This window comes from Shinella fusca, from assembly GCF_014203155.1.
Taxonomy (GTDB): Bacteria; Pseudomonadota; Alphaproteobacteria; order Rhizobiales; family Rhizobiaceae; genus Shinella; species Shinella fusca.
The window spans coordinates 75,570-97,943 of sequence record NZ_JACHIK010000015.1 but is presented as its reverse complement, the minus strand read 5'-3'; the positions used below and the strand labels follow the sequence as shown (position 1 = coordinate 97,943).

The following is a 22,374-nucleotide window of genomic DNA, read 5'->3' as shown; positions in this document are numbered from 1 at the left end:
GTTAGCCGGCTGAGGACGGGCGCGATCGCCCTGTCGACGGGAGGGGCGATGACGGGTGTTTCGGAAGGCCGGGAGCCGCGCGCAAGCCGCCTCGGCATTGCAGGCTGGATGCTGTTCGACTGGGCGGCGCAGCCGTTCTTCACGGTCATCACCACCTTCATCTTCGGGCCCTATCTCGTCTCGCGGCTGGCGGCCGATCCCGCCGCCGGACAGGCCGCCTGGAGCTACACGCTCACCATCGCCGGCATCGTCATTGCGCTTCTTGCCCCGATCATGGGCTCCATCGCCGACGCCTCCGGCGCGCGAAAACCCTGGATCGCGACCTTTGCCGTCATAAAGATCCTCTCGCTTCTCCCCCTCTGGAACGCCGCGCCCGGCAGCAGCCTCGTCTTCGCCATGGCGATGATCGTGCTGGCAACCGTGGCGGCGGAATTCTCCATCGTCTTCAACGATTCCATGATGCCGCGTCTTGTCAGCCCGGCCGAGACGGGGCGCATCTCCAACATCGCCTGGGGCCTCGGCTATCTCGGCGGCATGATCGTGCTGATCGCGGTCGTGGCATTGCTGTCCGCCAACCCCGAAACCGGCAGGACGGCGATCGGCATTCCCCCGCTCTTCGGTCTCGATCCGGCGACGGGCGAGGATGCGCGCATCACCGGGCCGATCTCGGCCGTCTGGTATTTCGTCTTTATCCTGCCGATGTTCTTCTTCACGCCGGACCAGAGACGCGGCCTGCCGATCGCTGCCGCCGTGCGCGCCGGTTTCACCGATCTTTCCGCCGCCCTCCGCGATCTCAGGAACAAGCCGGGCATCCTGCGCTTCCTCGTGGCGCGCATGATCTACCAGGACGGCGTCAACGGCCTCCTGGCGCTCGGCGGCACCTTCGCGGCCGGCATGTTCGCCTGGCAGACCTTCGAACTCGGCGTCTACGGCATCATCCTCAATGTCGTCGCCATCGGCGGCTGCCTCTATGCCAGCCGGCTGGACGCGCGCCTCGGCTCGAAGAGCGTGGTCGTCGTCAGCCTCGTCTGCCTGACGGTCGCGACCGTCGGCATCGTCTCCACCGGCCCGGGCTTCACCCTGTTCGGGCTCATCCCCCTGCCGGCAGCCGATTCCGGCGGGCTTTTCGGCACCGCCGCAGAAAAGGCCTATATCCTCTACGGCCTCCTTATCGGCCTCGCCTTCGGCCCCGTGCAGGCCTCCGCGCGCTCCTATCTCGCAAGAAGCGTCCATCCCGACGAGGCCGGCCGCTATTTCGGCCTCTATGCCCTTTCGGGCCGCGCGACGTCCTTCCTCGCCCCGCTCTCCGTCGCGCTCGTCACCAGCGCCACGGACTCGGCGCGGCTCGGCATGATGGCGCTCGTCGTCTTCCTTCTCGCCGGCTTCCTGCTCCTCCTGCGCACACCCTATCCGGCCGCCAAGGTCGAGGCCTGAAACGCAAAACGCCCCGCAAGCGGGGCGCTTCGACACCGGCGAAGACTCCGGCTCAGTGGCGGAAATGGCGCATGCCGGTGAAGACCATGGCGACGCCCGCCTCATCGGCGGCGGCGATCACCTCCGCATCGCGCATCGAGCCGCCTGGCTGGATCACCGCCGTGGCGCCCGCGGCAATCGCCGAGAGGAGGCCGTCGGCGAAGGGCAGGAAGGCTTCCGAGGCGACGGCGGAGCCGCGCGTCAGCGGCTCGGCAAGGCCCATGGCCTTGGCCGCTTCCTCGGCCTTCAGCCCGGCGATGCGGGCGGAATCGACGCGGCTCATCTGGCCGGCGCCGATGCCCGCCGTCTGCCCGTCCTTGGCATAGACGACGGCATTCGACTTGACGTGCTTGGCGACCTTGAAGGCGAACTTCATGTCCTCAAGCTCCTGCGCCGTCGGCGCGCGCCTGGTGACGACCTTCAGCTCCAGGTCCTCGACCATGCCGTTGTCGCGGCCCTGCACGAGGAAGCCGCCGGAGACCGTCTTGGCGGAAAGGCCGGGGGTACGCGGATCGGGCAGGGCACCGGTGACGAGGAGGCGCAGGTTCGGCTTGCCGGCGATGATGGCGCGGGCCTTCTCGTCCGCATCCGGCGCGATGATGACCTCGGTAAAGAGTTTGACGATCTCCTCCGCCGTCTCGCCGTCGAGCGTCGAGTTGAGCGCGATGATGCCGCCGAAGGCCGAGACCGGATCGCAGGCGAGCGCCCGGGCATAGGCCTCCTTCAGCGTCTTGCCGGTGGCGACGCCGCAAGGGTTGGCGTGCTTGATGATTGCGCAGGCCGGGCCGTTCTCCGGCAGGAACTCGGCGACCAGCTCGAAGGCGGCGTCCGTGTCGTTGATGTTGTTGTAGGAAAGCTGCTTGCCCTGCAGCAGCGTTGCGGTGGCGACACCGGGCCGGTTCTCGCCGGTGACGTAGAAGCCCGCCTTCTGGTGCGGGTTCTCGCCGTAGCGCATCTCTTCCTTCAGGACGCCGCCGAGGACCCGGTGGCGCGGCATGGAAATGTCGAGCGCCTCGGCGAACCAGTTGGAGATCGCCGCGTCATAGGCCGCCGTGCGGGCATAGGCCTTTGCCGCCATGCGCTGGCGGAAGGCATAGGAGGTCGAGCCCTCGGCAAGCTCCTCGATGAGCGCGGCATAATCCGCCGGATCGGTGAGGATCGTCACATAGGCATGGTTCTTGGCCGCCGCGCGGATCATCGCCGGGCCGCCGATATCGATGTTCTCCACCGTCGTCGGATAGTCGCCGCCCTTGGCGCGCACCTCCTCGAAGGGATAGAGGTTGATGACGGCAAGGTCGATGGCGCCGATGCCGTGCGCCTTCATCGCCTCGACATGCTCGGCATCGTCGCGGATCGCCAGAAGCCCGCCATGCACGGAGGGATGCAGCGTCTTGACGCGCCCGTCCATGATCTCCGGAAAGCCCGTGACCTCGGAAACGTCCGTCACGTCGAGGCCGGCGTCACGAAGCGCCTTGTGCGTGCCACCGGTCGACAGCAGCCTCACGCCCTTTGCGGCGAGCGCCCGGGCGAGATCGACGATGCCCGCCTTGTCGGACACCGACAGCAGCGCGGTGCGCAGGGCAACGCGATCGGGGGCGGGGATTTTCTTGGAAATGACGGCCATGGGACGCTCCGTTCTGGTGCCCCGGGGAGGAGGGGCGGGATGGTCATGCGCCCCGTTATCACAGCCGCCGCCGCGAGAAAACCGCGAAGCGCCGGGAAATCTCAGCGCTGGCGCACCAGCGACCACTGAACCTCCGGCAGGGCGGCAAGCGGCATGGTGAGGGAGAGCTGGCGCGAGGCCCGGATGCCGGACGGATCGGCGAAGAAGACGTCCTCTTCCTCCTCCACCGGCACGTCGAGGCAGATGAGCGCCCAGACCTCGCCGTCCGGCGCCACCAGCCGCGTCTCGTTGTCCGAGGCGCGATAGAGCTGGATGGTCGGGTGGATATGGAAGCGCACGACGGCCGTTCCGGCGCCGGGCGGAGCCGAGGGATCGGCCGGCTTGAAGAAACGCTCCCGCCCGCGGATTTCCCGTCCCGAGGAGGCGATGAGGATATCCCGCTCGTAGAGGAGGCCGAACCGTTCGAGATAGCCGTCATGCGTCGCGGTGATCCCGTCGGCGCCCGATTCCCGCTCGGTCCGCGCCACCTCCACCTTGCTGACGCCGCCGATGACGATCGGCCCGAGGAAGCGGGAGGTCGAGATGCGGGAGGAGGAGCTATCGTTCAGCGTCGCGACGGAATGGGCGGCCGTGGTGCGCGACATCTGCCGCAGCGCCTCGCCGGCAAAGCGCGGCCGGCCGGAATTGACGATGAAGCGGTTGCGCCCGGAGGACATCTCGATGGAGAGCGTGCCGGCGGCAGCGGTCGCGGAAAGGTCGACGGATTTCGGCCGGCCGGTATCCATCAGCACGACCGTGTCCTTCACGGCGAGGCGGTCGTAATTGATCGACGGCAGGGCCTTGAACGGCGCCCCGCCGGTCTCGTCGTAGCGCAGCGCCGACATCAGCTCGTTCGCCAGCGTATAGGTCGCGCCGTTGAAGAGCGCGAGTTCCCCGCCCTGGTGGCGGAAGAAGCGCAGCGCCGGATAGATCCGGTCGATGGAGGGGATGAGCTGCGCCGGCATGTCGTGGCCGAGATTGACATAGGTCTGGCGCAGCGGCAGCAGGTCGAGCAGGAGATCGAGCGCGGCGCGCGGATTGCGCGAGCAATGGCCGCCGTCTGGCAATATCTGCCGGTCGAGCTCTTCATTGAGGTGGCGCGCGGCACGCCGCATCCTGGAGCCGGACGCCGGCATGGCGATCGAGGCCATGGCGAGCGCGATGCGCACGCGCAGCCGCGGCTCCCCGTCGCGCGTCGTATCGGCCACATGGCGCAGGTACCGCACCTGGAAGGCGAGGCTCTTCAGGAAGCGGCGGTAGAAGGGATAATCGGCATCCTTCAGCACGACGGGCGAGTGGGAAAGCCAGGCGATGATGCGCTGCGCCGCCACGTCCGGCCGCCAGGCAAGCCCGCCGATGACGCGGCCGTGGCTGTGCAGCCAGTCGTCGACGATGAAGCGGGCGGTATGCGCGGCCTTTTCCGGATCGACCAGCCGCAGGTGGCGCAGCCAGCCGAAGGAATGGAGGCGCACGGCGAATTCCTCGGACGGAAGCTCCAGCGCGAAGGGCGATTCGCCGTCGCATTCGAGAACGCGGCCGGCGAGCGGAAAGCGGCCGCCGACAATTTCTTCGCCGGCAAAGGAATCGGCGGGATGCAGGTCCGTCGGCGCGACGACGAGGCGGTCCGGCGCGCCGCCGGAAAAGCGCAAGGCACTGATGCGGCCCACGGCGAGCCTTCGCGAGAACCGGCGCCAACCCTCACGCAGATACAGATAGAGAAGCCGCTGCCGGTCGGAAAGCTGCATGGTTAACGAGTGCCTCCTTGCCTATAGGTAGGCCGAGGAGAGGAGCGGCGTCAATTCACCGCCTGCCGATGGACTGTTGATGACGGCGGCCAGATCCGGGAGGGAATTTTCCACTCAGCCGCCGTTCTTCAGCCGAACGGCATAAAAGCCGTCGAGGCCGCCGGCATGGTCCTCGGTCGCCGGCAGCATGGCGGGCGTGGTGCGGAACTCGCCGCGCGGGGAGATCGCCGCTTCCAGCCCTGGCCAGTCGGCGGGATCGACGGGCACGACATGCCAGGACGGATGGTCGGTCAGCACGCGGGTGACCATCTCCTCGCCCTCGGCGGGATCGAGCGAGCAATTGGAGAAGACCAGCTCGCCGCCGGGCTTCACCAGCGTCAGCGCATGGCGCAGCAGCCGCTCCTGCAGGCGCGCGAGCTTTCCGATATCCTCCGGCCCCTTGGTCCACAGCACGTCCGGATGCTTGCGGATCGTGCCGGTGGAGGAGCAGGGCGCATCGAGCAGCACCGCGTCGAAAAGAGCGTCGGGCCGATAGTCCGCCATGTTCGCTTCGACCGCCGTAGCGGAGAGGCCGAGCCGGTCGAGATTGCCGATGAGCCGCTTCAGGCGATTGCCGGACTGGTCGAGCGCGGTGACGTCGGCGCCGGCAAGCGCAAGCTGCGCCGTCTTGCCGCCGGGGGCTGCACAGAGATCGGCGACGCGCTTTCCCGCAAGATCGCCGAACAGCTTTGCCGGAAGGCTTGCGGCGGCGTCCTGAACCCACCATTCGCCGGCCTCGAAGCCTTCGAGCGCCGGGATGGCGCCCGAGCCGGCGGGAAGGCGGACGGAACCCGTCGGCAGGACGAGCCCGCCGAGCCGCGCGGCCCAGCCCTCGGGATCGGACTTGACGGTGAGGTCGATGGCGGAAGGTTCGAGCAGCGATTGCGCGATGCGCGCCGCATGCTCCCGCCCGTAGATGGCGACGAGCCGCTCATGGAACCAGGCGGGGACGACCGAAACCACATGGGTCGCATCGAGATGCGCACCCTTTTCGCGCGACAGCCGGCGCAGCACCGCATTGGTGAGGCTGGCGAAACGGCGGTTGCGCGGGTCGATCTGCGCCTGCTCGACGGCAAGGTCGACGGCGGAATGATCCGGCACATCGAGATAGAGGATTTGCGCGGCGGCGACCGTCAGGACATGGTGAAGGGCCCGGGCGCCCTCCGGCAGCGGCGTGCCGACGAGCGTGTCGAGGATCGCCTCGATACGCGGAAGATGACGCAGCGCCGTGTTGAGGATGGCGCGCACCAGCGCCCGGTCGGCATCGTTCAGCTGCTTATAGGCCGGGTTACCGTTCTCGAGGTCCAGCATGCCGTCGAGCGGCGTCCGGCGGTCCACCACGGCGGCAAGGATCTTCGCAGCGGCCTGGCGGGCACGCAGGCCCGGCTTTTCCGGATGGCCGGCGGCCGCATCGGCAACGGGCCTCGGGCCCCTGCCGGGGCGGTGTTTCGGATGCGTTCTTTTCTTCTGCGTGTCGTCGTTCAAGACCAGGGACCTTTGGGCGGTTCGGAACCACCGCGGCCCCAGCCGGTCGTCGGAACGGAGCGCGATTTGCGTGACGGATTATCAGCCCGGACAGGTTCCGTCGAGCGGGCCTGCATCCCGCGCGCCATTTCCTGCAGCGCCGCGATGCGGTTTTCCGTGTCCGGATGGGTCGAGAACAGGTTATCCATACGCTCGCCCGAGAGCGGATTGATGATGAACATATGCGCCGTCGCGGGATTGTGCTCGGCCGCTTCGTTGGGGATGCGGCCGGCGGCCGTGGCGATCTTCCGCAGGGCGGAGGCGAGCGCCAGCGGGTTGCCGGAGATCTCCGCGCCGCGCCGGTCGGCGGAATATTCGCGCGTGCGGCTGATCGCCATCTGCACCAGCATGGCAGCGAAGGGCGCGACGATCATCGCGATCAGGACGCCGATGAAGCCGAGCGGATTGTTGTTCTCGCGGCTGTGCCCGCCGCCGAAGAACATAGCGAAGTTGGCGAGCATGGAGATCGCGCCGGCGAGCGTCGCCGTCAGCGTCATGGTCAGCGTATCGCGGTTCTGCACATGGGCGAGCTCGTGCGCCATCACGCCCGCCACCTCCTCGTAGGAGAGAGCATTGAGAAGGCCGGTCGAGGCGGCGACGGCGGCGTTTTCCGGGTTGCGGCCCGTGGCAAAGGCATTCGGCTGGTCGCTGTTGATGACGAAGACGCGGGGCATCGGAAGGCCGGCCCGCTGCGCGAGATCGCGCACGATGCCGTAATATTCCGGCGCGGAGCGCTCATCGACCTCCTTGGCGCCATACATGGACAGCACCATCCGGTCGGAGTTCCAGTAGGAGAAGAAGTTCATCGCCACCGCGACGAGAAAGGCAATCATCATGCCGCCCTTGCCGCCGATGAGCAGGCCCACGCCCATGAAAAGCGCCGTCATGACGGCGAGAAGCATGGCTGTGCGAACGAGGTTCATGCGGTTTCGGCTCCTGTCGGACTGTGCGTGTCAAGCATATGTTTCACGTGAATCAGCGCTTTCCACAGCGCCGTCACGCTCCTATATGATGGGAAGCAGGCAGGAATTCTTCAATATCCGGACAGGATGCCGATTTTCATGCAGAACGACAACGACAATCATTCCGACGGCCGCAAGGTCCTTTCGCCCGCCGCCCAGCGCGCGCTGCAGGAGGCCGAGGAGCGCCGCAAGGCCGCAAGGCCCGTCGAGCGGGCGCCGGAGATCGGCGGCCGCGGCGGCGAGGACCCGGCCCGCTTCGGCGATTGGGAGATCAAGGGCCGGGCGATCGACTTCTGAGGAGGAATCCGGCTCAGGATTTCGTTCCCCCGGCGTTTCTCCGCGCCTTCGTCTTCCTCTTCACCTTCTCCCTTCCTCGCCCCCTCTGTCGTCATGGTCGGGCTTGACCCAACCATCCACGCAATCGGTACACCGTGGAGATGGATCCTCGGGTCAAGCCCGTGGATGACGGCGGAGGGAGTGGAGGGCAGGGCCGGCTTACTGGAGTGCACCACACACACCCTCAAATGAAAACGGCGGCCGATGGCCGCCGTTTCGTTTTCCCTGGGGCGCCGGTCAGTCAGCTGCCTTGTTCTGGCGATTGGCGATCAGGTCGTCGACGACGGCCGGATCGGCGAGTGTCGAGGTGTCGCCGAGCGAGCCGAAATCGTCCTCGGCGATCTTGCGCAGGATGCGGCGCATGATCTTGCCGGAGCGGGTCTTCGGCAGGCCGGGGGCGAACTGGATCTTGTCCGGCGTGGCGATGGGGCCGATCTCCTTGCGCACATGCTTGACGAGGTCCTGGCGGAGCGCGTCGGTGCCTTCCTCGCCGGCCATCAGCGAGACGTAGCAATAGATGCCCTGTCCCTTGAGGCCGTGCGGATAGCCGACCACGGCCGCTTCCGAGACGAGATGGTGCGAGACGAGCGCCGATTCGATTTCCGCGGTGCCGAGCCGGTGGCCGGAAATGTTGAGCACGTCGTCGACGCGGCCGGTGATCCAGTAATAGCCGTCCTCGTCGCGACGGCAGCCGTCACCCGTGAAATACTTGCCCTTGTAGGTGGAGAAGTAGGCCTCGACGAAGCGCTTGTGGTCGCCGTAGACGGTGCGCATCTGTCCCGGCCAGCTGTCGACGATGCAGAGGTTGCCGTCGGCGGCACCCTCCTGCACCTTGCCCTCGCCATCGACGATCTGCGGATTGACGCCGAAGAAGGGCCGCGTCGCCGAGCCGGGCTTGAGGTCCGTCGCGCCGGGAAGCGGCGAGATCATGATGCCGCCGGTCTCCGTCTGCCACCAGGTATCGACGATCGGGCTGCGATCCTCGCCGACCGTGTGGTAGTACCATTCCCAGGCTTCCGGGTTGATCGGCTCGCCGACGGAGCCGAGCAGGCGCAGCGAGGTGCGCTCGGAGCGCTTGACGAACTCGTCGCCCGCGCCCATCAGCGCGCGGATCGCGGTCGGGGCGGTGTAGAAGATGTTGACCTTGTGCTTGTCGATCACATCCCAGAAGCGGCCGGCATCGGGGAAGTTCGGCACGCCCTCGAACATCAGCGTGGTCGCGCGGTTGGCGAGCGGGCCGTAGACGATGTAGGAATGGCCCGTCACCCAGCCGACATCGGCCGTGCACCAGTAGATATCGCCGTCGTGATAATCGAAGACGTACTGGTGGGTCATCGAGACATAGACGAGATAGCCGCCCGTCGTGTGCAGCACGCCCTTCGGCTTGCCGGTCGAGCCGGACGTGTAGAGGATGAAGAGCGGGTCCTCGGCCTTCATGCGGGCCGGCGGACAATCGCGCGGCACCGTCAGCACTTCCTTGTGGTACCAGATGTCGCGGCCCGGCGCCCAGCCGGTCTTGCCGCCGGTGCGGCGGACGACGAGCACCTTGTCGACGATGACGTGCTGCTTGGCGGCGATGTCGATCGCCGTGTCGGTATTCTCCTTGAGCGGGATCGGCTTGCCGCCGCGCACGCCCTCGTCGCAGGTGATGACGAAGGTGGATTCGCAGTCGACGATGCGGCCGGCCAGCGCATCCGGCGAGAAGCCGCCGAAGACGACGGAATGGATGGCGCCGATGCGCGCGCAGGCGAGCATCGCATAGGCCGCTTCCGGGATCATCGGCATGTAGATGGTGACGCGGTCGCCCTTCTTCACGCCGTGCTTCTTCATCACGTTCGCCATGCGGCAGACGTGCTCGTAGAGCTCGTTATAGGTGATCTTCTTGTCGATATAGGGGTTGTCGCCTTCCCAGATGATGGCGACCTGATCGCCGTGCGCCTTCAGGTGCCGGTCGATACAGTTGTAGGAAACGTTGGTGATGCCGTCCTCGAACCACTTGATCGGGACCTTGCCGTTGAACGAGGTGTTCTTGACCTTGGTATAGGGCTTGAACCAGTCGATCCGCATGCCGTGCTTGTCCCAGAAACGCTCCGGGTTCTCGATGCTCTCGCGATACCAGTTCTGGTAGGTGGCATTGTCGATCAGCGCGCGGCTTTTCGCGGATTTCAGCACCGGATAGGTCTTTGCGGACATGGTTTCCTCCTCACTGCGCATGTAGGCGCAAGGCCGATCTCCTCCGGCCCCACGCGGCTCCGTCGCCATACATAACAGGTCAGGCCCCCCGGGCAATTAGACAAAAGGTCATTTGCGCTTGAAGAATTGCATTTCTGAGACAGTGAGGTTATAGAGGGCCGAATTCTCGGAAATATAGTGGTTACACCCCACGGCCCGCGACACCGGCGCGGACGGACAGAAGGATTATATCCATGGCTCAACAGCTTCTCATGCCAAAGGCGACAGCGGTCTGGCTGGTCGACAACACGGCGCTGTCGTTCGACCAGATCGCCACGTTCTGCAAGCTGCATCCCCTCGAAGTGAAGGCCATCGCCGACGGCGAATCGGCGCAGGGCATCAAGGGCCTCGATCCGATCTCGACCGGCCAGCTCTCCCGCGAGGAGATCGCCCGCGCCGAAGCCAACCCCGCCCACAAGCTGAAGCTTTCCGAACCCAAGGTCCGCGTGCCGGAATCCAAGCGCAAGGGCCCGCGCTACACCCCGGTCTCCAAGCGTCAGGACCGCCCGAACGCCATCCTCTGGCTCGTTCGCAACCATCCCGAACTGAAGGATGCGCAGATCTCGCGTCTCGTCGGCACCACCAAGTCGACGATCGAGCAGATCCGCGAACGCACCCACTGGAACTCGGCGAACCTGACGCCGATGGATCCCGTCACCCTCGGCCTCTGCTCGCAGATCGACCTCGACCTCGAAGTCGAACGCGCATCGAAGGGCCGTCCGCTGCCGACCGCCGCCGAGCTCGGCGCCACGCTCGAATCCGCGCAGGAAACGGAAAAGCTGCCCTACAGCACCGACCGCGAGGAAGAGAAGGAAATCGATGCCGACGCCGTCTTCGCCAAGCTGAAGTCGCTGAAGTCCTCCACGCCGGACGACGACGAAGACGACCAGTTCTGAAGGGCGTTCCCGCCCACCCCGCACTCTGCCGTCATCCTCGGCCTTGAGCCGAGGATCCAGGCCGCGGGTGGGGCGTGGATGGTCGGGTCAAGCCCGACCATGACGGAGGAGAAGCTGGCGGGCTTTGCCTGCCTATCCGACCCGGCCCTTCGGCCGGGTTTTTTCATGTTCAACCGATCCGCCGCTCCGACAGAACCCCTGCGATCTCGTCGAGGATCGCCGGATCGTCGATGGTCGCCGGCATCTTCCAGTCGAGCCCGTCGGCGATCTTCTGCATGGTGCCGCGCAGGATCTTGCCCGACCGCGTCTTGGGCAGGCGCTTCACGCAGATCGCCGTCTTGAAGGCCGCAACCGGACCGATGCGATCGCGCACCAGGCCCACCACCTCCTGCTCCACCACCGATGATTCACGTGAAACACCGCTCTTGAGCACGAGGAAGCCGGCCGGCACCTGGCCCTTCACGGCATCCGCGACGCCGATGACCGCACATTCGGCAACGTCGGGATGGCTGGCGCAGACCTCCTCCATCGCTCCCGTCGACAGGCGGTGGCCTGCGACATTGATGATGTCGTCGGTGCGCGCCATGACGAAGACATAGCCGTCCTCGTCGACATAGCCGGCATCGGCCGTCTTGTAATAGCCGGGAAACTCCGAAAGGCAGGCCGTGCGGAAGCGCTCGTCGGCATTCCAGAACGTCGTCAGGCAGCCCGGGGGAAGGGGAAGGCGGAGCGCGATATTGCCGAGCGTGCCGGGCGGCACCTCATGGCCGGCATCGTCCAGCACGCGAAGATCGTAGCCCGGCATGGTCACGGTCGGCGAGCCGTGCTTGACGGGAAGCGCGCCGAGCCCGAGCGGATTGCCGGCGATCGCCCAGCCCGTCTCCGTCTGCCACCAGTGATCGATGACCGGCACGCCCAGCACCGCCTCCGCCCAGCGGATCGTGTCCGGATCGGCCCGCTCGCCGGCAAGGAAGAGAGCCCTCAGGCTGGAAATGTCGTGGCGTTTCACGAAGCGCCCTTCCGGATCCTCCTTGCGGATCGCGCGGAAGGCGGTCGGCGCGGTGAAGAGGACCGAGACCTTGTATTCCTCCACCACGCGCCAGAAGGCCCCGGCGTCGGGCGTGCCGACCGGCTTGCCCTCGTAGAGCACCGTGGTGCTGCCGTTGAGAAGGGGCGCATAGACGATGTAGGAATGGCCGACGACCCAGCCGATATCCGATGCCGCCCAATAGACCTCGCCGGGCTCCACGCCGTAGAGCGCGCGCATGGTCCAGGCGAGCGCCACCATATGCCCGCCATTGTCGCGGATGACGCCCTTCGGCTGTCCCGTCGTGCCGGATGTATAGAGGATATAGAGCGGATCGGTGGCCGCAAGCGCCGCGCAGGGCACCATACGCCCCGCAGCCGCCGAAAGCGCCTGCCCGAGATCGACATCGCGACCGGGCACGAGGTCTGCCGCAAGCTCCGGCCGCTGCAGGACGAGGCAGCGCTCCGGCTTGTTGCGGGCAAGGTCGATAGCCGCATCGAGCAGGGGCTTGTAGGCCACCACCCGGTTCGGCTCCACGCCGCAGCTTGCCGTGACCACCAGCTTTGCGGCCGAATCGTCGATGCGCGCCGCAAGCTCGCTTGCGGCGAAACCGCCGAAGACCACGGAATGGATCGCGCCGATGCGCGCGCAGGCGAGCATGGCGAAGATCGCTTCGGGGATCATCGGCATGTAGACGATCACGCGGTCGCCCTTGGCGACACCCGCATCGGCGAGCACCGCCGCCATCGCGTTCACCTGCGCCAGAAGCGCTTCATAGCTGTAGCGCGCCTTCCGGCCTGTCACGGGGCTGTCGTAGATCAGGGCTGTCGTATCGCCGCGGCCCGCCGCCACATGCCGATCCACGCAGTTGTGACAGGTATTGCCCGCCGCGTCGGGAAACCATCGGCCGTAGACGCCGTCATTGCCGTCGAAAATCCGCGACGGCGGCGTGAACCAGTCTATGTCCCGCGCCAGTTCCGCCCAGTACCCGTCGGGGTCGTCCCTCCAGGCGTGATAAATCTCGGCATAGGTCCCTTGCATTGCTTCCTCCCGCATGCGCCCGGCCGCAAGCGGCCGGCTCCTCGACGAGAAGAATAGGAGAGGGCGGGCTTTCCGCAAAGCCAGACGAAAGCCTGAGGCGGAAATTGCGCGGAAAATAATGTCAGCGCGACCCGAAGATCGCCGAGCCGACCCGCACGCTCGTCGCGCCGAAGCCGACGGCGGTTTCATAATCGCCGGACATGCCCATCGACAGCCGGTCGAGATCGCACCGTGCGGCGAGCTTGGCGAGCAGCGCGAAATGCGGCCCGGGATTCTCGTCCGCCGGCGGAATGCACATCAGCCCTTCGATCGCAAGGCCGAGCTCCTCCCGGCAGAAGGCGACGAAGGAGACCGTGTCGTCCGGCGCGATCCCCGCCTTCTGCGGCTCGAGTCCCGTATTGACCTGCACATAGAGCCGAAGCGCGCGGCCCTGCTTCGTCATCTCGGCGGCAATCGCCCGTGCGATCTTCTCGCGGTCGACCGTCTCGATGACGTCGAACAGCGCGACGGCATCGGCGGCCTTGTTGGACTGCAGGGGGCCGATCAGATGCAGCTCGATGCCCTTCGTCCCGGTGCGCAGTTCCGGCCATTTGCCCTCGGCCTCCTGTACGCGGTTCTCTCCGAAGACGCGCTGGCCGGCGGCGATCGCCGGGCGAATCGCCTCCGCGTCGAAGGTCTTCGACACGGCCACGAGCGTGACGGCATCCGGCTGCCGGCCGGCTTCCTTCGCCGCCTTGGCGATCCGGCTGCGAACGTCCGCAAGACGATCCTGCAAATCCATGGTCCCTCTCCGTCGAAATCCTCTCCCGCACTAGCGAAATCGGCGGCGCTTGCCAAGCGCAGCCCGGAAAACTTGACGCTTCGGCGGTTTCATGATGAAGGTCTCGGCACCATATTCGCATGGGCGGACCACCCGCCAAGACTCCCAAAAGACTCCCGGAACATCAAAGACATGGCCACCGAACGTTACAATCCGCGCGATGCCGAGCCCCGCTGGCAGGCAAAATGGAACGACGAAAACGTCTTCCTGACCAGGAACGACGACCCGCGCGAGAAGTACTATGTCCTCGAGATGTTCCCCTATCCGTCGGGCCGCATCCACATGGGCCATGTGCGCAACTACGCGATGGGCGACGTCGTCGCCCGCTACAAGCGCGCCCGCGGCTACAATGTGCTGCACCCGATGGGCTGGGACGCCTTCGGCATGCCCGCCGAGAACGCCGCCATGCAGAACAAGGTCCACCCGAAGGGCTGGACCTATGACAATATCGCGGCGATGCGCAAGCAGCTCAAGTCCATGGGCCTGTCGCTCGACTGGTCGCGCGAATTCGCTACATGCGACGTCGACTACTACCACCGCCAGCAGTACCTCTTCCTCGATTTCCTGGAAAAGGGCCTCGTCTACCGCAAGCAGTCCAAGGTGAACTGGGACCCGGTCGACCATACGGTGCTTGCCAACGAGCAGGTGATCGACGGCCGCGGCTGGCGCTCCGGCGCGCTCGTCGAACAGCGCGAGCTGACGCAGTGGTTCTTCCGCATCACCGATTTCAGCCAGGACCTGCTGGATTCGCTGGAAGCGCTCGACCAGTGGCCGGAAAAGGTCCGGCTGATGCAGAAGAACTGGATCGGCCGCTCCGAGGGCATGCTGGTGCGCTGGGAAGTCTGCGACAGCGCGGGCCTGACGGGGGAGAAGGACGTGACGGTCTACACGACCCGTCCCGACACGCTGTTCGGCGCCTCGTTCCTCGCCATTTCCGCCGATCATCCGCTGGCCAGGGATGCATCCGCCAGGAACCCCGAGATCATGGCCTTCTGCGAGGAGTGCCGCCGCGCCGGCACCTCGCTCGCCGCCCTCGAAACGGCGGAGAAGAAGGGCATGGATACGGGCATCCGCGTCCGCCACCCCTTCGATCCCGCCTGGGAGCTGCCGGTCTATGTCGCGAACTTCGTGCTGATGGATTATGGCACGGGCGCCATCTTCGGCTGCCCCTCCGGCGACCAGCGCGACCTCGACTTCGCCCGCAAATACGACCTGCCGGTCGTGCCCGTCGTCATGCCGAAGGAAGCGGATGCCGCCACCTTCGCGATCGGCGACGAGGCCTATGTCGGCGACGGCGTGATGATCAATTCCCGCTTCCTCGACGGCCTTTCCGCCGAGGAAGCCTTCGAGGAGGTCGCAAGGCGCCTCACCGCCGCAACGCTCGGCAATGCGCCGGTGGGCGAGCGCAAGGTGAACTTCCGCCTGCGCGACTGGGGCATTTCGCGCCAGCGCTATTGGGGCTGCCCCATCCCGGTCATCCATTGCGAGGCCTGCGGCGTGGTTCCCGTGCCGAAGGCGGACCTGCCGGTGAAGCTGCCCGACGACGTCACCTTCGACAAGCCGGGCAACCCGCTCGACCGTCATCCGACCTGGCGGCATGTCGCCTGCCCGCATTGCGGCAAGGACGCCCGCCGCGAGACGGACACGATGGACACCTTCGTCGATTCGTCCTGGTATTTCGCCCGCTTCACCGCGCCGTGGGAAGATGCCCCGACGGATCCGGCGGCCGCCAATGCCTGGCTCCCCGTCGACCAGTATATCGGCGGCATCGAGCATGCGATCCTGCATCTTCTCTATTCGCGCTTCTTCACCCGCGCCATGCAGGCGACCGGCCATCTCGACCTGAAGGAACCCTTCAAGGGCCTCTTCACGCAGGGCATGGTCGTGCACGAGACCTATAGCCGCAGCATCGACGGCAAGCGCGAATGGGTGATGCCGGCCGAGATCCGCATCGAGGAGATGGACGGCCAGCGGCGCGCGGTGCATCTCGAATCCGGCGAAGAAATCGCCATCGGCTCCATCGAGAAGATGTCGAAGTCGAAGAAGAACGTCGTCGATCCGGACGATATCATCGCCTCCTACGGCGCCGATACCGCCCGCTTCTTCGTGCTCTCTGACTCCCCGCCGGACCGTGACGTGATCTGGTCGGAAGCCGGCGTCGAAGGCGCGCACCGCTTCGTCCAGCGCGTCTGGCGCCTCGTTTCGGAAGCCGCTCCCGCCCTCAAGGCCGCCGAAAGCCGCCCCGGCACGGAAGGCGAGGCGCTTGCCATCTCGCAGGCCGCGCACAAGACGCTGAAGGCGGTGCAGGCGGACTACGACAAGCTTGCCTTCAACAAGGCCGTCGCACGCATCTACGAATTCGTCAACGCGCTGGCCGCTCCGCTGGCGACGGCGGCCTCCGGCAAGGCCTCGCCCGAACTTACGGGCGCCCTGCGTGAAGCCGTCGGCATCCTGATCCGCATCGTTGCGCCCATGACGCCGCATCTTTCGGAAGAATGCTGGCGCGAGATCGGCGGCGAAGGCCTCGTGGCAACCTCGGGCTGGCCGGCCTATGACGAACGGCTGGTCGCCGAGAACGAGATCACGCTGCCGGTGCAGATCAACGGCAAGAAGCGCGCCGATTTGACAATCGCCCGCGACGCGGACCAGAGTGCGGTCGAAGAGGCCGTGCTCGCGCTCGAGGCGGTCCAGGCCGCACTCGGCGGCCAGCATCCCAAGAAGATCATCGTCGTACCGCAGAGGATCGTGAATGTTGTTGTCTGACGGAACCGGCTTCTCGCGGCTTGTGAAGACGATAGCCGGCATCGCTATTCTCGGCGCTGTCGCCGGCTGCCAGGTGCGGCCGCTCTATTCCACGCCTGGCGTGGTGGAGGGCAAGCTCGCGTCCGTTTCCATTTCGGAAGCGGACGACCGCATAGAGCAGCAGGTCCGCAACCAGCTCGTCTTCCTGTTCGGGGGCGGCGCCGGCGAGCCGCAGAATGCGGCCTATCGCCTGGAGCTCCACGTCACCAGCCGGTCGCTCGGTGTCCTCGCCGACGTTGCGAGCGATACGATGCGCGCCGGCCGCATCATCGTTTCGGCGGACTACAACCTTGCCCGCGCCGACACCGGCGAAACGGTGGCTTCGGGAAAACGAACGGCCTCGGCCATGGTCGATTTCCCGGCGCAGGAATTCGCCAAGCTTCGTGCCATCCGCGAGGCCGAGGAGCGGGCGGCGCGCGAAGCGGCCGAGTTCGTGCGCGCGGACGTGGCGGCGGCGCTCGCCCGTCGCTGATCCGGCCATGGCGGAAGTCAAGTCGCACGAATTCGACGCTTTCCTGAAACGGAAGCCGCTGCCCGTGCGGCTTTTTCTCATCTACGGCCCCGACCGTGGCCTGGTTTCCGAGCGCGCGGCGGCACTGGCGGCAGCAAGCGGCGTTGCCCTCGACGATGCCTTCTCCGTCGTAAAGCTCGACGCCGGCGACATCGGCAGCCAGCCGGGTCGGCTCATCGACGAGATGAACGCCATCGGCCTTTTCGGCGGCGAACGCCTTATCTGGATTCGCAACGCCGGCAGCGAGAAGGGTCTTTCCGATGGCCTCGATATCCTTGCCGATATGCCGGCCGGCCCCTCCACGCTCATCATCGAGGCGGGGGACCTCAAGAAGGGCGCCGCCCTGCGCAAAGCTGCCGAATCCATCTCCGCCGCTGTCGCGATCCCCTGCTATGCCGATGACGGCCGCGCCCTCCAGGTACTGATCGATCAGGAGCTTTCCGCCGAGAATCTCAGGATTTCCCCCGCCGCGCGCGAGCGCCTGGTCGAAACGATCGGTGGTGACCGCCTCGCATCGCGTAACGAGGTGCGCAAGCTCGCTCTCTATTGCCGCGGCAAGGAAATGGTCGAGGAACAGGATGTCGCGGAGATTGTCGGGGATGCCAGTGCGATTTCGACGGACGACGCCGTCGACGCCATTCTCAAGGGGGACCGGGACGGCTTTCTCCACGCGATCCAGAAGATCGTCTCGTCCAAGACCGCGGTTTTCCTGGTCTTGCAGGGCTGCCTCAGGCAGTTCCAGCTCCTGGAGCTGATGCGCGCCGAGATGGACGAGAAGCGCGTTCCCCCCGCGCAGGCGATGGCGAGCCTCGGGCGGCGTTTGCATTTCCGCCGCAAGCCGATCGTCGAGAATGCGTTGAGAACCTGGACCGGCCCCGCCATCCGGCGTGAAACCCAGCGCCTCCAGGCCGCCATCCTGCAAAGCCGGCAGCGGCCGGCCCTGGAGGATACCATCGCCGTGCAGACGATGCTGGCGACCGTCCTTCAATCCGCTCGCCGCTGAATCCGGCTAAGGAGATTATCTCCGCTCGAGAAGCCGGCAGATTTCTTCCAGTTGTTCCAGGGTTTTGTAGGCGATCTTCAGGTGGCCGCCGCTGCCCTTGTGATTGACCGTCACGTCAAGGCCGAGAACGTCGGACAGCGTGCGCTCCAGCGCCACCGTATCGGCGTCCTTCTCTTCCTTCCGCGATGCCTGGCCCTGGTCCGGATCGCTCTGCGCCTTTATGTCGTTCTGCGCGAGACGCTCGGCATCGCGCACGGACATGCCCTTAGCGACGATCGACCGCGCCAATGCCACGGGATCGGACGTGGGAATGAGCGCACGGGCGTGGCCTGCGGAAAGCGTGCCCGAGGCAAGCATTTCACGCACCGGCTCCGGCAGCTTCAGAAGGCGGAGGCTGTTGGCGACATGGCTCCGGCTCTTGCCGATAATCTCGCCGAGATCGTTCTGCGTATAGCCATGATCGGCGATCAGCAGCTCGTATCCCATCGCCTCTTCCAGTGGATTGAGGTCCGACCGCTGGACGTTCTCCACGATGGCGATCTCCAGCGCCGTCCGGTCGTCGACATCCCGGATGATCACCGGAATCTCGATCAGGCCGGCAAGCTGGGCAGCGCGCCAGCGCCGCTCGCCGGCGATGATCTCATAGCGATTGTCGGCCGTGGTGCGAACGACGACAGGCTGGACGATGCCGTGCTGGCGAATGGAGGACGCCAGATCCTGCAGTTCCGATTCATCGAAATAGCGGCGCGGGTTGCGCGGGTTGCGGCCGACGAATTCGATCGGAACCAGCCGGTCCGGGTTGACGGCCGGCCGGGCGCCGATATCGGCAGCGGGAAGCTGGTCCATTTCACCGATCAGGGCAGCAAGGCCGCGGCCAAGGCGCCGCCTGGAGTTGTCGTCAGTCATCGGTTCTACTCACGGATACGGTTTACGCAGCCTTCCGCTGCCTTTCACGCTGGATCACCTCGGAAGCAAGCTGAAGATAGGCCTGGCTTCCGGCGCATTTGAGGTCGTAGAGAATGGCCGGCTTGCCGTAGGACGGCGCCTCGGAAACGCGCACGTTCCGCGGAATGAGCGTGTGGTAGACCTTCTCACCGAGATGGATGCGCACGTCGTTGACGACCTGCTGGGCCAGGTTATTGCGCGAATCGAACATCGTCAGCACGATACCCTGGATATCGAGGCGCGGATTGACCGTCCGGCGCACTTGATCGACGGTTTCCAGAAGCTGGCTCAGGCCCTCCAACGCGAAGAACTCGCACTGGAGCGGCACGAGAACGGAATGCGCCGCCGCAAGCGCGTTCATCGTCAGGAGATTGAACGACGGCGGGCAATCGACGAGAACGTAAGAGTAAGACAGCGCCTCGACCGAGGCAAGGGCGCGCTTGAGGCGGAAGACGCGATCGCTCTGCTGCGCGATCTCCATCTCGATCCCGAGAAGGTCCATGGTGGACGGGATGATGGAAAGGTTCGGAACCGCCGTCGCCAGCGCCGTCTCGGCAACGCCCTGGCTGCCGATCATAAGATCGTAGGAGGAAAGCTCACGGTTACGCCGGTCGATGCCGAGGCCGGTGCTGGCATTGCCCTGCGGATCGAGATCGACGATCAGGACGCGTTCGCCGATTGCGGCAAGCGCAGTCGCCAGATTGATCGCGGTCGTCGTCTTGCCGACGCCGCCCTTCTGGTTCGCAATGGTGATGATCCGGTTCTTCTCGCCTATCATGGACGTGCCGTTCACTGGAGTTTTCGCGAAAGATTCGACAATTCGAGCACAACGGAGTCGGGCTCGACGATGCTGGCATGTTTTACCAGATCGAATCTCCACCGACCAAGCGCTTTATCGACTTCGCGCTGGTAATCCCGGCCTTTGTGCAGGAAAAAGCGGAGCGAAGGGTTCTGCTCGGCCCAAGGCATGCCGAATTGCATCAATAGATCGAGATCGGCGAGAGCTCGCGCCGAAATGGCGTCGCAACGCTGGATTTCCGCCGGTGCATCCTCGATCCGGATCGCATGGACGGATGCGCGGGCGCCGGTTTCGAGAATGGCGGTGCGAAGGAATGCCGCCTTCTTGTTGCTGCTCTCGACAAGATGAACCCAGCCATCTCCTTTACCGGCAAGAAGAATCCCGGTCACGATGCCGGGAAAACCGCCGCCGCTGCCGAGATCGACCCAGGTTCGCGGGCCGGGATGCAGCGCATAGATCTGCATGCTGTCAACGACATGCCGCCTCCATGCCTCGGCAAGCGTCGATGGCGCGACGAGATTGATTGCCTTCGCCCATTTCTGAAAAAGCGCGATAAAGGTTTCAAGCCGTCCCATCGTTTCACGTGAAACATCCAGGGCGCTCAACTCGCGGGGAAGGGAGCTCATGCGGTTGCGACCCGGCGAGATTGCTCAAGTGGCAATCGCTTGAGATAGGCCAGGAGAAGGGTCAAGGCCGCCGGCGTCATCCCATCGATGCGTGCCGCTTGCGCGAGGTTGGCAGGCCGTGCAGCGGTCAACTTCTGGCGCAGTTCAATGGAAAGGCCCGGCAGCATGCTGAAATCGAAATCGTCAGGGATACGGCGTTCCTCTTCCCGGCGCGCCTCGGCAATATCCGTTTCCTGCCGATTCATGTAAACCGCATATCCCGCCTCGATCTCGATGGCCTCGCATGTGCGAGGCGAGAAGGCTTTCAACTCCTCAGGCCAGATTTCGGCCAGGCGCACATAGTCGATGGCGGGGTAGGCAAGCAAGTCGTAAGCACTGCGCCGTACCCCGTCACGGTTGATCTGAATCCCGTGACTGGCGGCTTCGTTCGGCGATAGCTGCAGGGAACGAAGCCGGTCTCGCGCAGCATCCATCTCGGAAGACCATGCCGAAAAACGCTGCCGACGATCCGCGCCGACAAGGCCCAGCACCATCCCTAGCGGCGTCAAGCGAACATCGGCATTGTCTGCGCGCAGGGAAAGGCGGTACTCGGCGCGAGAGGTGAACATGCGGTAGGGTTCGGCGACGCCACGCGACGTCAAGTCATCGATCATCACACCAATATAGCTGTCCGTCCGGCTGAAGATGTGGCCATCGACCCCCGCGGCGCGACGCGCGGCGTTCAGGCCGGCGACCAGGCCTTGGGCCGCGGCTTCCTCATAACCGGTCGTGCCGTTGATCTGCCCGGCGAGAAACAGGCCGGGCTGCCGTTTGACTTCGAGGGTAGCGGAGAGCTCGCGCGGGTCGATATGGTCATACTCGATCGCATAGCCCGGCTGAAGGATGGTGACCTTTTCCAGGCCGGGGATCGTCCGTATGAATGCGTCCTGCACGTCGGCGGGCAGGGAAGTGGAGATACCGTTCGGATAGACGGTCGGATCATCCAGCCCTTCGGGCTCGAGAAAAATCTGATGGCCATCCCGTTCGCCAAACTTTACGATCTTGTCCTCAATCGAAGGGCAATAACGCGGACCCACACCCTCGATCTGGCCGGAATACATGGCCGACTTGCCGATATTCTCCTCGATAATACGATGCGTGGCGGGTGTCGTCCGGGTCACGCCGCATTCGATCTGGGGCGTGGTAATCCGATCCGTCAGGAAGGAAAAGGGAACCGGATTTTCATCCGCAGCCTGCCTGCCGACCGACTGCCAGCCGATCGTGCGGCCATCCAGGCGGGCCGGGGTCCCGGTCTTCAAACGGCCGAGACGAAGGCCAAGACGCTCGAACGTCGCGGAGAGGCCAAGCGAGGGCTCTTCACCGACGCGGCCGGCGGGAATCTTTTCGTTGCCGATATGAATGAGGCCCCGCAGGAAGGTACCGGTCGTGACCACCACGGAGCGGCAAGTCAGATGCCTTCCATCCTTCAGGACAACGCCCGCAACCTTTCCGTCCTCAAAGCTGAGATCGAAGGCATCGCCTTCAATGACATCGAGCTCGGCGATGGCAGCAATCTCCTCCTGCATTGCCTCACGATAAAGCTTGCGATCGGCTTGCGTCCGCGGCCCCCGTACGGCCGGTCCCTTGCGTCGGTTGAGCAAACGAAACTGGATACCGGCCCGGTCCGCAACCCGCCCCATCAAACCATCCAGCGCATCCACCTCGCGGACGAGATGACCTTTTCCAAGGCCACCAATCGCGGGATTGCACGACATAACGCCGATCGTTGCCGCCTTGTGCGTTACGAGTGCGGTTTTGGCCCCGCAACGAGCGGATGCGGCCGCGGCTTCCACGCCCGCATGACCGCCGCCGATGACAACGACATCATAGGTAAAGTTACTCATTCTATTGTTCCACCTGTTTCACGTGAAACGCTCGCTGCGACTCGCAT

At 65.4% G+C, this 22,374-nt stretch carries 17 protein-coding genes; 6 read left to right on the top strand and 11 right to left on the bottom strand.

All coding sequences use genetic code 11. The features are described from left to right. The first annotated feature begins 48 nt into the window (after positions 1–48). A complete protein-coding gene (locus tag HNQ66_RS18530) occupies positions 49–1,434 on the top strand; it encodes an MFS transporter (protein WP_184145661.1) in 1,386 nt (461 codons plus the stop codon). 52 nt (positions 1,435–1,486) lie between these two features. Here the strand turns inward: HNQ66_RS18530 and purH are convergent, their stop codons facing one another. The 4 genes from purH to htpX form a co-directional block, all read right to left on the bottom strand. Next, positions 1,487–3,097: a bifunctional phosphoribosylaminoimidazolecarboxamide formyltransferase/IMP cyclohydrolase gene (gene purH / locus HNQ66_RS18525; RefSeq protein ID WP_184145660.1), complete on the bottom strand. Its 1,611-nt coding sequence runs from the start codon at positions 3,095–3,097 to the stop codon at positions 1,487–1,489. A gap of 101 nt (positions 3,098–3,198) precedes the next feature. Then, positions 3,199–4,881, bottom strand: coding sequence for a heparinase II/III family protein (locus HNQ66_RS18520; RefSeq protein ID WP_184145659.1), 1,683 nt, complete (start codon positions 4,879–4,881; stop codon positions 3,199–3,201). Between the two features lie 114 nt (positions 4,882–4,995). After that, positions 4,996–6,405 carry an RsmB/NOP family class I SAM-dependent RNA methyltransferase gene (locus tag HNQ66_RS18515; protein WP_380780304.1) on the bottom strand — a complete coding sequence of 470 codons (1,410 nt, stop codon included), beginning with the start codon at positions 6,403–6,405 and terminating at the stop codon, positions 4,996–4,998. Continuing rightward, complete coding sequence (gene htpX, locus HNQ66_RS18510) at positions 6,402–7,367, bottom strand: zinc metalloprotease HtpX (RefSeq protein WP_184145658.1); 966 nt, start codon at positions 7,365–7,367, stop codon at positions 6,402–6,404. Before htpX ends, HNQ66_RS18515 begins: the two co-directional genes overlap by 4 nt. Before the next feature lie 138 nt (positions 7,368–7,505). Between htpX and HNQ66_RS18505 the strand changes: the two genes are divergently transcribed. Continuing rightward, entirely contained in the window at positions 7,506–7,703 is a 198-nt protein-coding gene (locus HNQ66_RS18505; RefSeq protein WP_184145657.1) for a DUF1674 domain-containing protein, read from the top strand. A gap of 276 nt (positions 7,704–7,979) precedes the next feature. Here HNQ66_RS18505 and acs read toward each other — a convergent pair whose 3' ends face one another. Then, positions 7,980–9,935: an acetate--CoA ligase gene (gene acs / locus HNQ66_RS18500; RefSeq protein ID WP_184145656.1), complete on the bottom strand. Its 1,956-nt coding sequence runs from the start codon at positions 9,933–9,935 to the stop codon at positions 7,980–7,982. A gap of 233 nt (positions 9,936–10,168) precedes the next feature. On the opposite strand from acs, the gene HNQ66_RS18495 reads away from it, so the two are divergent. After that, a complete protein-coding gene (locus HNQ66_RS18495) occupies positions 10,169–10,870 on the top strand; it encodes a DUF1013 domain-containing protein (RefSeq protein WP_184145655.1) in 702 nt (233 codons plus the stop codon). A 169-nt stretch (positions 10,871–11,039) separates the two neighbouring features. Here HNQ66_RS18495 and HNQ66_RS18490 read toward each other — a convergent pair whose 3' ends face one another. Further along, positions 11,040–12,938, bottom strand: coding sequence for a propionyl-CoA synthetase (locus HNQ66_RS18490; protein WP_184145654.1), 1,899 nt, complete (start codon positions 12,936–12,938; stop codon positions 11,040–11,042). A 121-nt stretch (positions 12,939–13,059) separates the two neighbouring features. Continuing rightward, on the bottom strand, positions 13,060–13,719 hold the full coding sequence (locus HNQ66_RS18485; protein WP_184145653.1) for a YggS family pyridoxal phosphate-dependent enzyme: 660 nt from the start codon (positions 13,717–13,719) through the stop codon (positions 13,060–13,062). Between the two features lie 171 nt (positions 13,720–13,890). Here HNQ66_RS18485 and leuS point away from each other — a divergent pair, with 171 nt between their 5' ends. From leuS to holA, 3 genes are read left to right on the top strand one after another with little or no spacing between them, the layout of a single operon-like run. Then, on the top strand, positions 13,891–16,521 hold the full coding sequence (gene leuS, locus HNQ66_RS18480; protein WP_184145652.1) for a leucine--tRNA ligase: 2,631 nt from the start codon (positions 13,891–13,893) through the stop codon (positions 16,519–16,521). Next, on the top strand, positions 16,508–17,032 hold the full coding sequence (locus tag HNQ66_RS18475; RefSeq protein WP_184145651.1) for an LPS assembly lipoprotein LptE: 525 nt from the start codon (positions 16,508–16,510) through the stop codon (positions 17,030–17,032). Before leuS ends, HNQ66_RS18475 begins: the two co-directional genes overlap by 14 nt. Before the next feature lie 7 nt (positions 17,033–17,039). After that, positions 17,040–18,074 (top strand): DNA polymerase III subunit delta, encoded by a 1,035-nt coding sequence (gene holA, locus HNQ66_RS18470; protein ID WP_184145650.1) that lies wholly within the window; start codon positions 17,040–17,042, stop codon positions 18,072–18,074. A gap of 15 nt (positions 18,075–18,089) precedes the next feature. Here the strand turns inward: holA and HNQ66_RS18465 are convergent, their stop codons facing one another. The 4 genes from HNQ66_RS18465 to mnmG are packed head-to-tail and all read right to left on the bottom strand — an operon-like array spanning position 18,090 to position 22,327. Next, positions 18,090–18,980, bottom strand: a complete 891-nt coding sequence (locus HNQ66_RS18465) for a ParB/RepB/Spo0J family partition protein (protein WP_184145649.1) — start codon at positions 18,978–18,980, stop codon at positions 18,090–18,092. A gap of 22 nt (positions 18,981–19,002) precedes the next feature. Beyond that, a complete protein-coding gene (locus HNQ66_RS18460) occupies positions 19,003–19,797 on the bottom strand; it encodes a ParA family protein (RefSeq protein WP_184145676.1) in 795 nt (264 codons plus the stop codon). Positions 19,798–19,808: 11 nt separating this feature from the next. Beyond that, positions 19,809–20,444 carry a 16S rRNA (guanine(527)-N(7))-methyltransferase RsmG gene (locus HNQ66_RS18455; protein WP_184145648.1) on the bottom strand — a complete coding sequence of 212 codons (636 nt, stop codon included), beginning with the start codon at positions 20,442–20,444 and terminating at the stop codon, positions 19,809–19,811. After that, positions 20,441–22,327, bottom strand: a complete 1,887-nt coding sequence (mnmG, locus tag HNQ66_RS18450) for a tRNA uridine-5-carboxymethylaminomethyl(34) synthesis enzyme MnmG (RefSeq protein ID WP_184145647.1) — start codon at positions 22,325–22,327, stop codon at positions 20,441–20,443. The genes HNQ66_RS18455 and mnmG overlap by 4 nt, the downstream gene beginning before the upstream one ends. Positions 22,328–22,374 lie beyond the last annotated feature (47 nt).

What these genes read in the sequence shown, in the direction of transcription:
- HNQ66_RS18530 (WP_184145661.1), top strand. Translation starts at nt 49, where the DNA reads ATGACGGGTGTTTCGGAAGGCCGGGAGCCGCGCGCAAGCCGCCTCGGC.
- purH (WP_184145660.1), bottom strand. Translation starts at nt 3,097, where the DNA reads ATGGCCGTCATTTCCAAGAAAATCCCCGCCCCCGATCGCGTTGCCCTG.
- HNQ66_RS18520 (WP_184145659.1), bottom strand. Translation starts at nt 4,881, where the DNA reads ATGCAGCTTTCCGACCGGCAGCGGCTTCTCTATCTGTATCTGCGTGAG.
- htpX (WP_184145658.1), bottom strand. Translation starts at nt 7,367, where the DNA reads ATGAACCTCGTTCGCACAGCCATGCTTCTCGCCGTCATGACGGCGCTT.
- HNQ66_RS18505 (WP_184145657.1), top strand. Translation starts at nt 7,506, where the DNA reads ATGCAGAACGACAACGACAATCATTCCGACGGCCGCAAGGTCCTTTCG.
- acs (WP_184145656.1), bottom strand. Translation starts at nt 9,935, where the DNA reads ATGTCCGCAAAGACCTATCCGGTGCTGAAATCCGCGAAAAGCCGCGCG.
- HNQ66_RS18495 (WP_184145655.1), top strand. Translation starts at nt 10,169, where the DNA reads ATGGCTCAACAGCTTCTCATGCCAAAGGCGACAGCGGTCTGGCTGGTC.
- HNQ66_RS18490 (WP_184145654.1), bottom strand. Translation starts at nt 12,938, where the DNA reads ATGCAAGGGACCTATGCCGAGATTTATCACGCCTGGAGGGACGACCCC.
- HNQ66_RS18485 (WP_184145653.1), bottom strand. Translation starts at nt 13,719, where the DNA reads ATGGATTTGCAGGATCGTCTTGCGGACGTTCGCAGCCGGATCGCCAAG.
- leuS (WP_184145652.1), top strand. Translation starts at nt 13,891, where the DNA reads ATGGCCACCGAACGTTACAATCCGCGCGATGCCGAGCCCCGCTGGCAG.
- HNQ66_RS18475 (WP_184145651.1), top strand. Translation starts at nt 16,508, where the DNA reads ATGTTGTTGTCTGACGGAACCGGCTTCTCGCGGCTTGTGAAGACGATA.
- holA (WP_184145650.1), top strand. Translation starts at nt 17,040, where the DNA reads ATGGCGGAAGTCAAGTCGCACGAATTCGACGCTTTCCTGAAACGGAAG.
- HNQ66_RS18465 (WP_184145649.1), bottom strand. Translation starts at nt 18,980, where the DNA reads ATGACTGACGACAACTCCAGGCGGCGCCTTGGCCGCGGCCTTGCTGCC.
- HNQ66_RS18460 (WP_184145676.1), bottom strand. Translation starts at nt 19,797, where the DNA reads ATGATAGGCGAGAAGAACCGGATCATCACCATTGCGAACCAGAAGGGC.
- HNQ66_RS18455 (WP_184145648.1), bottom strand. Translation starts at nt 20,444, where the DNA reads ATGAGCTCCCTTCCCCGCGAGTTGAGCGCCCTGGATGTTTCACGTGAA.
- mnmG (WP_184145647.1), bottom strand. Translation starts at nt 22,327, where the DNA reads ATGAGTAACTTTACCTATGATGTCGTTGTCATCGGCGGCGGTCATGCG.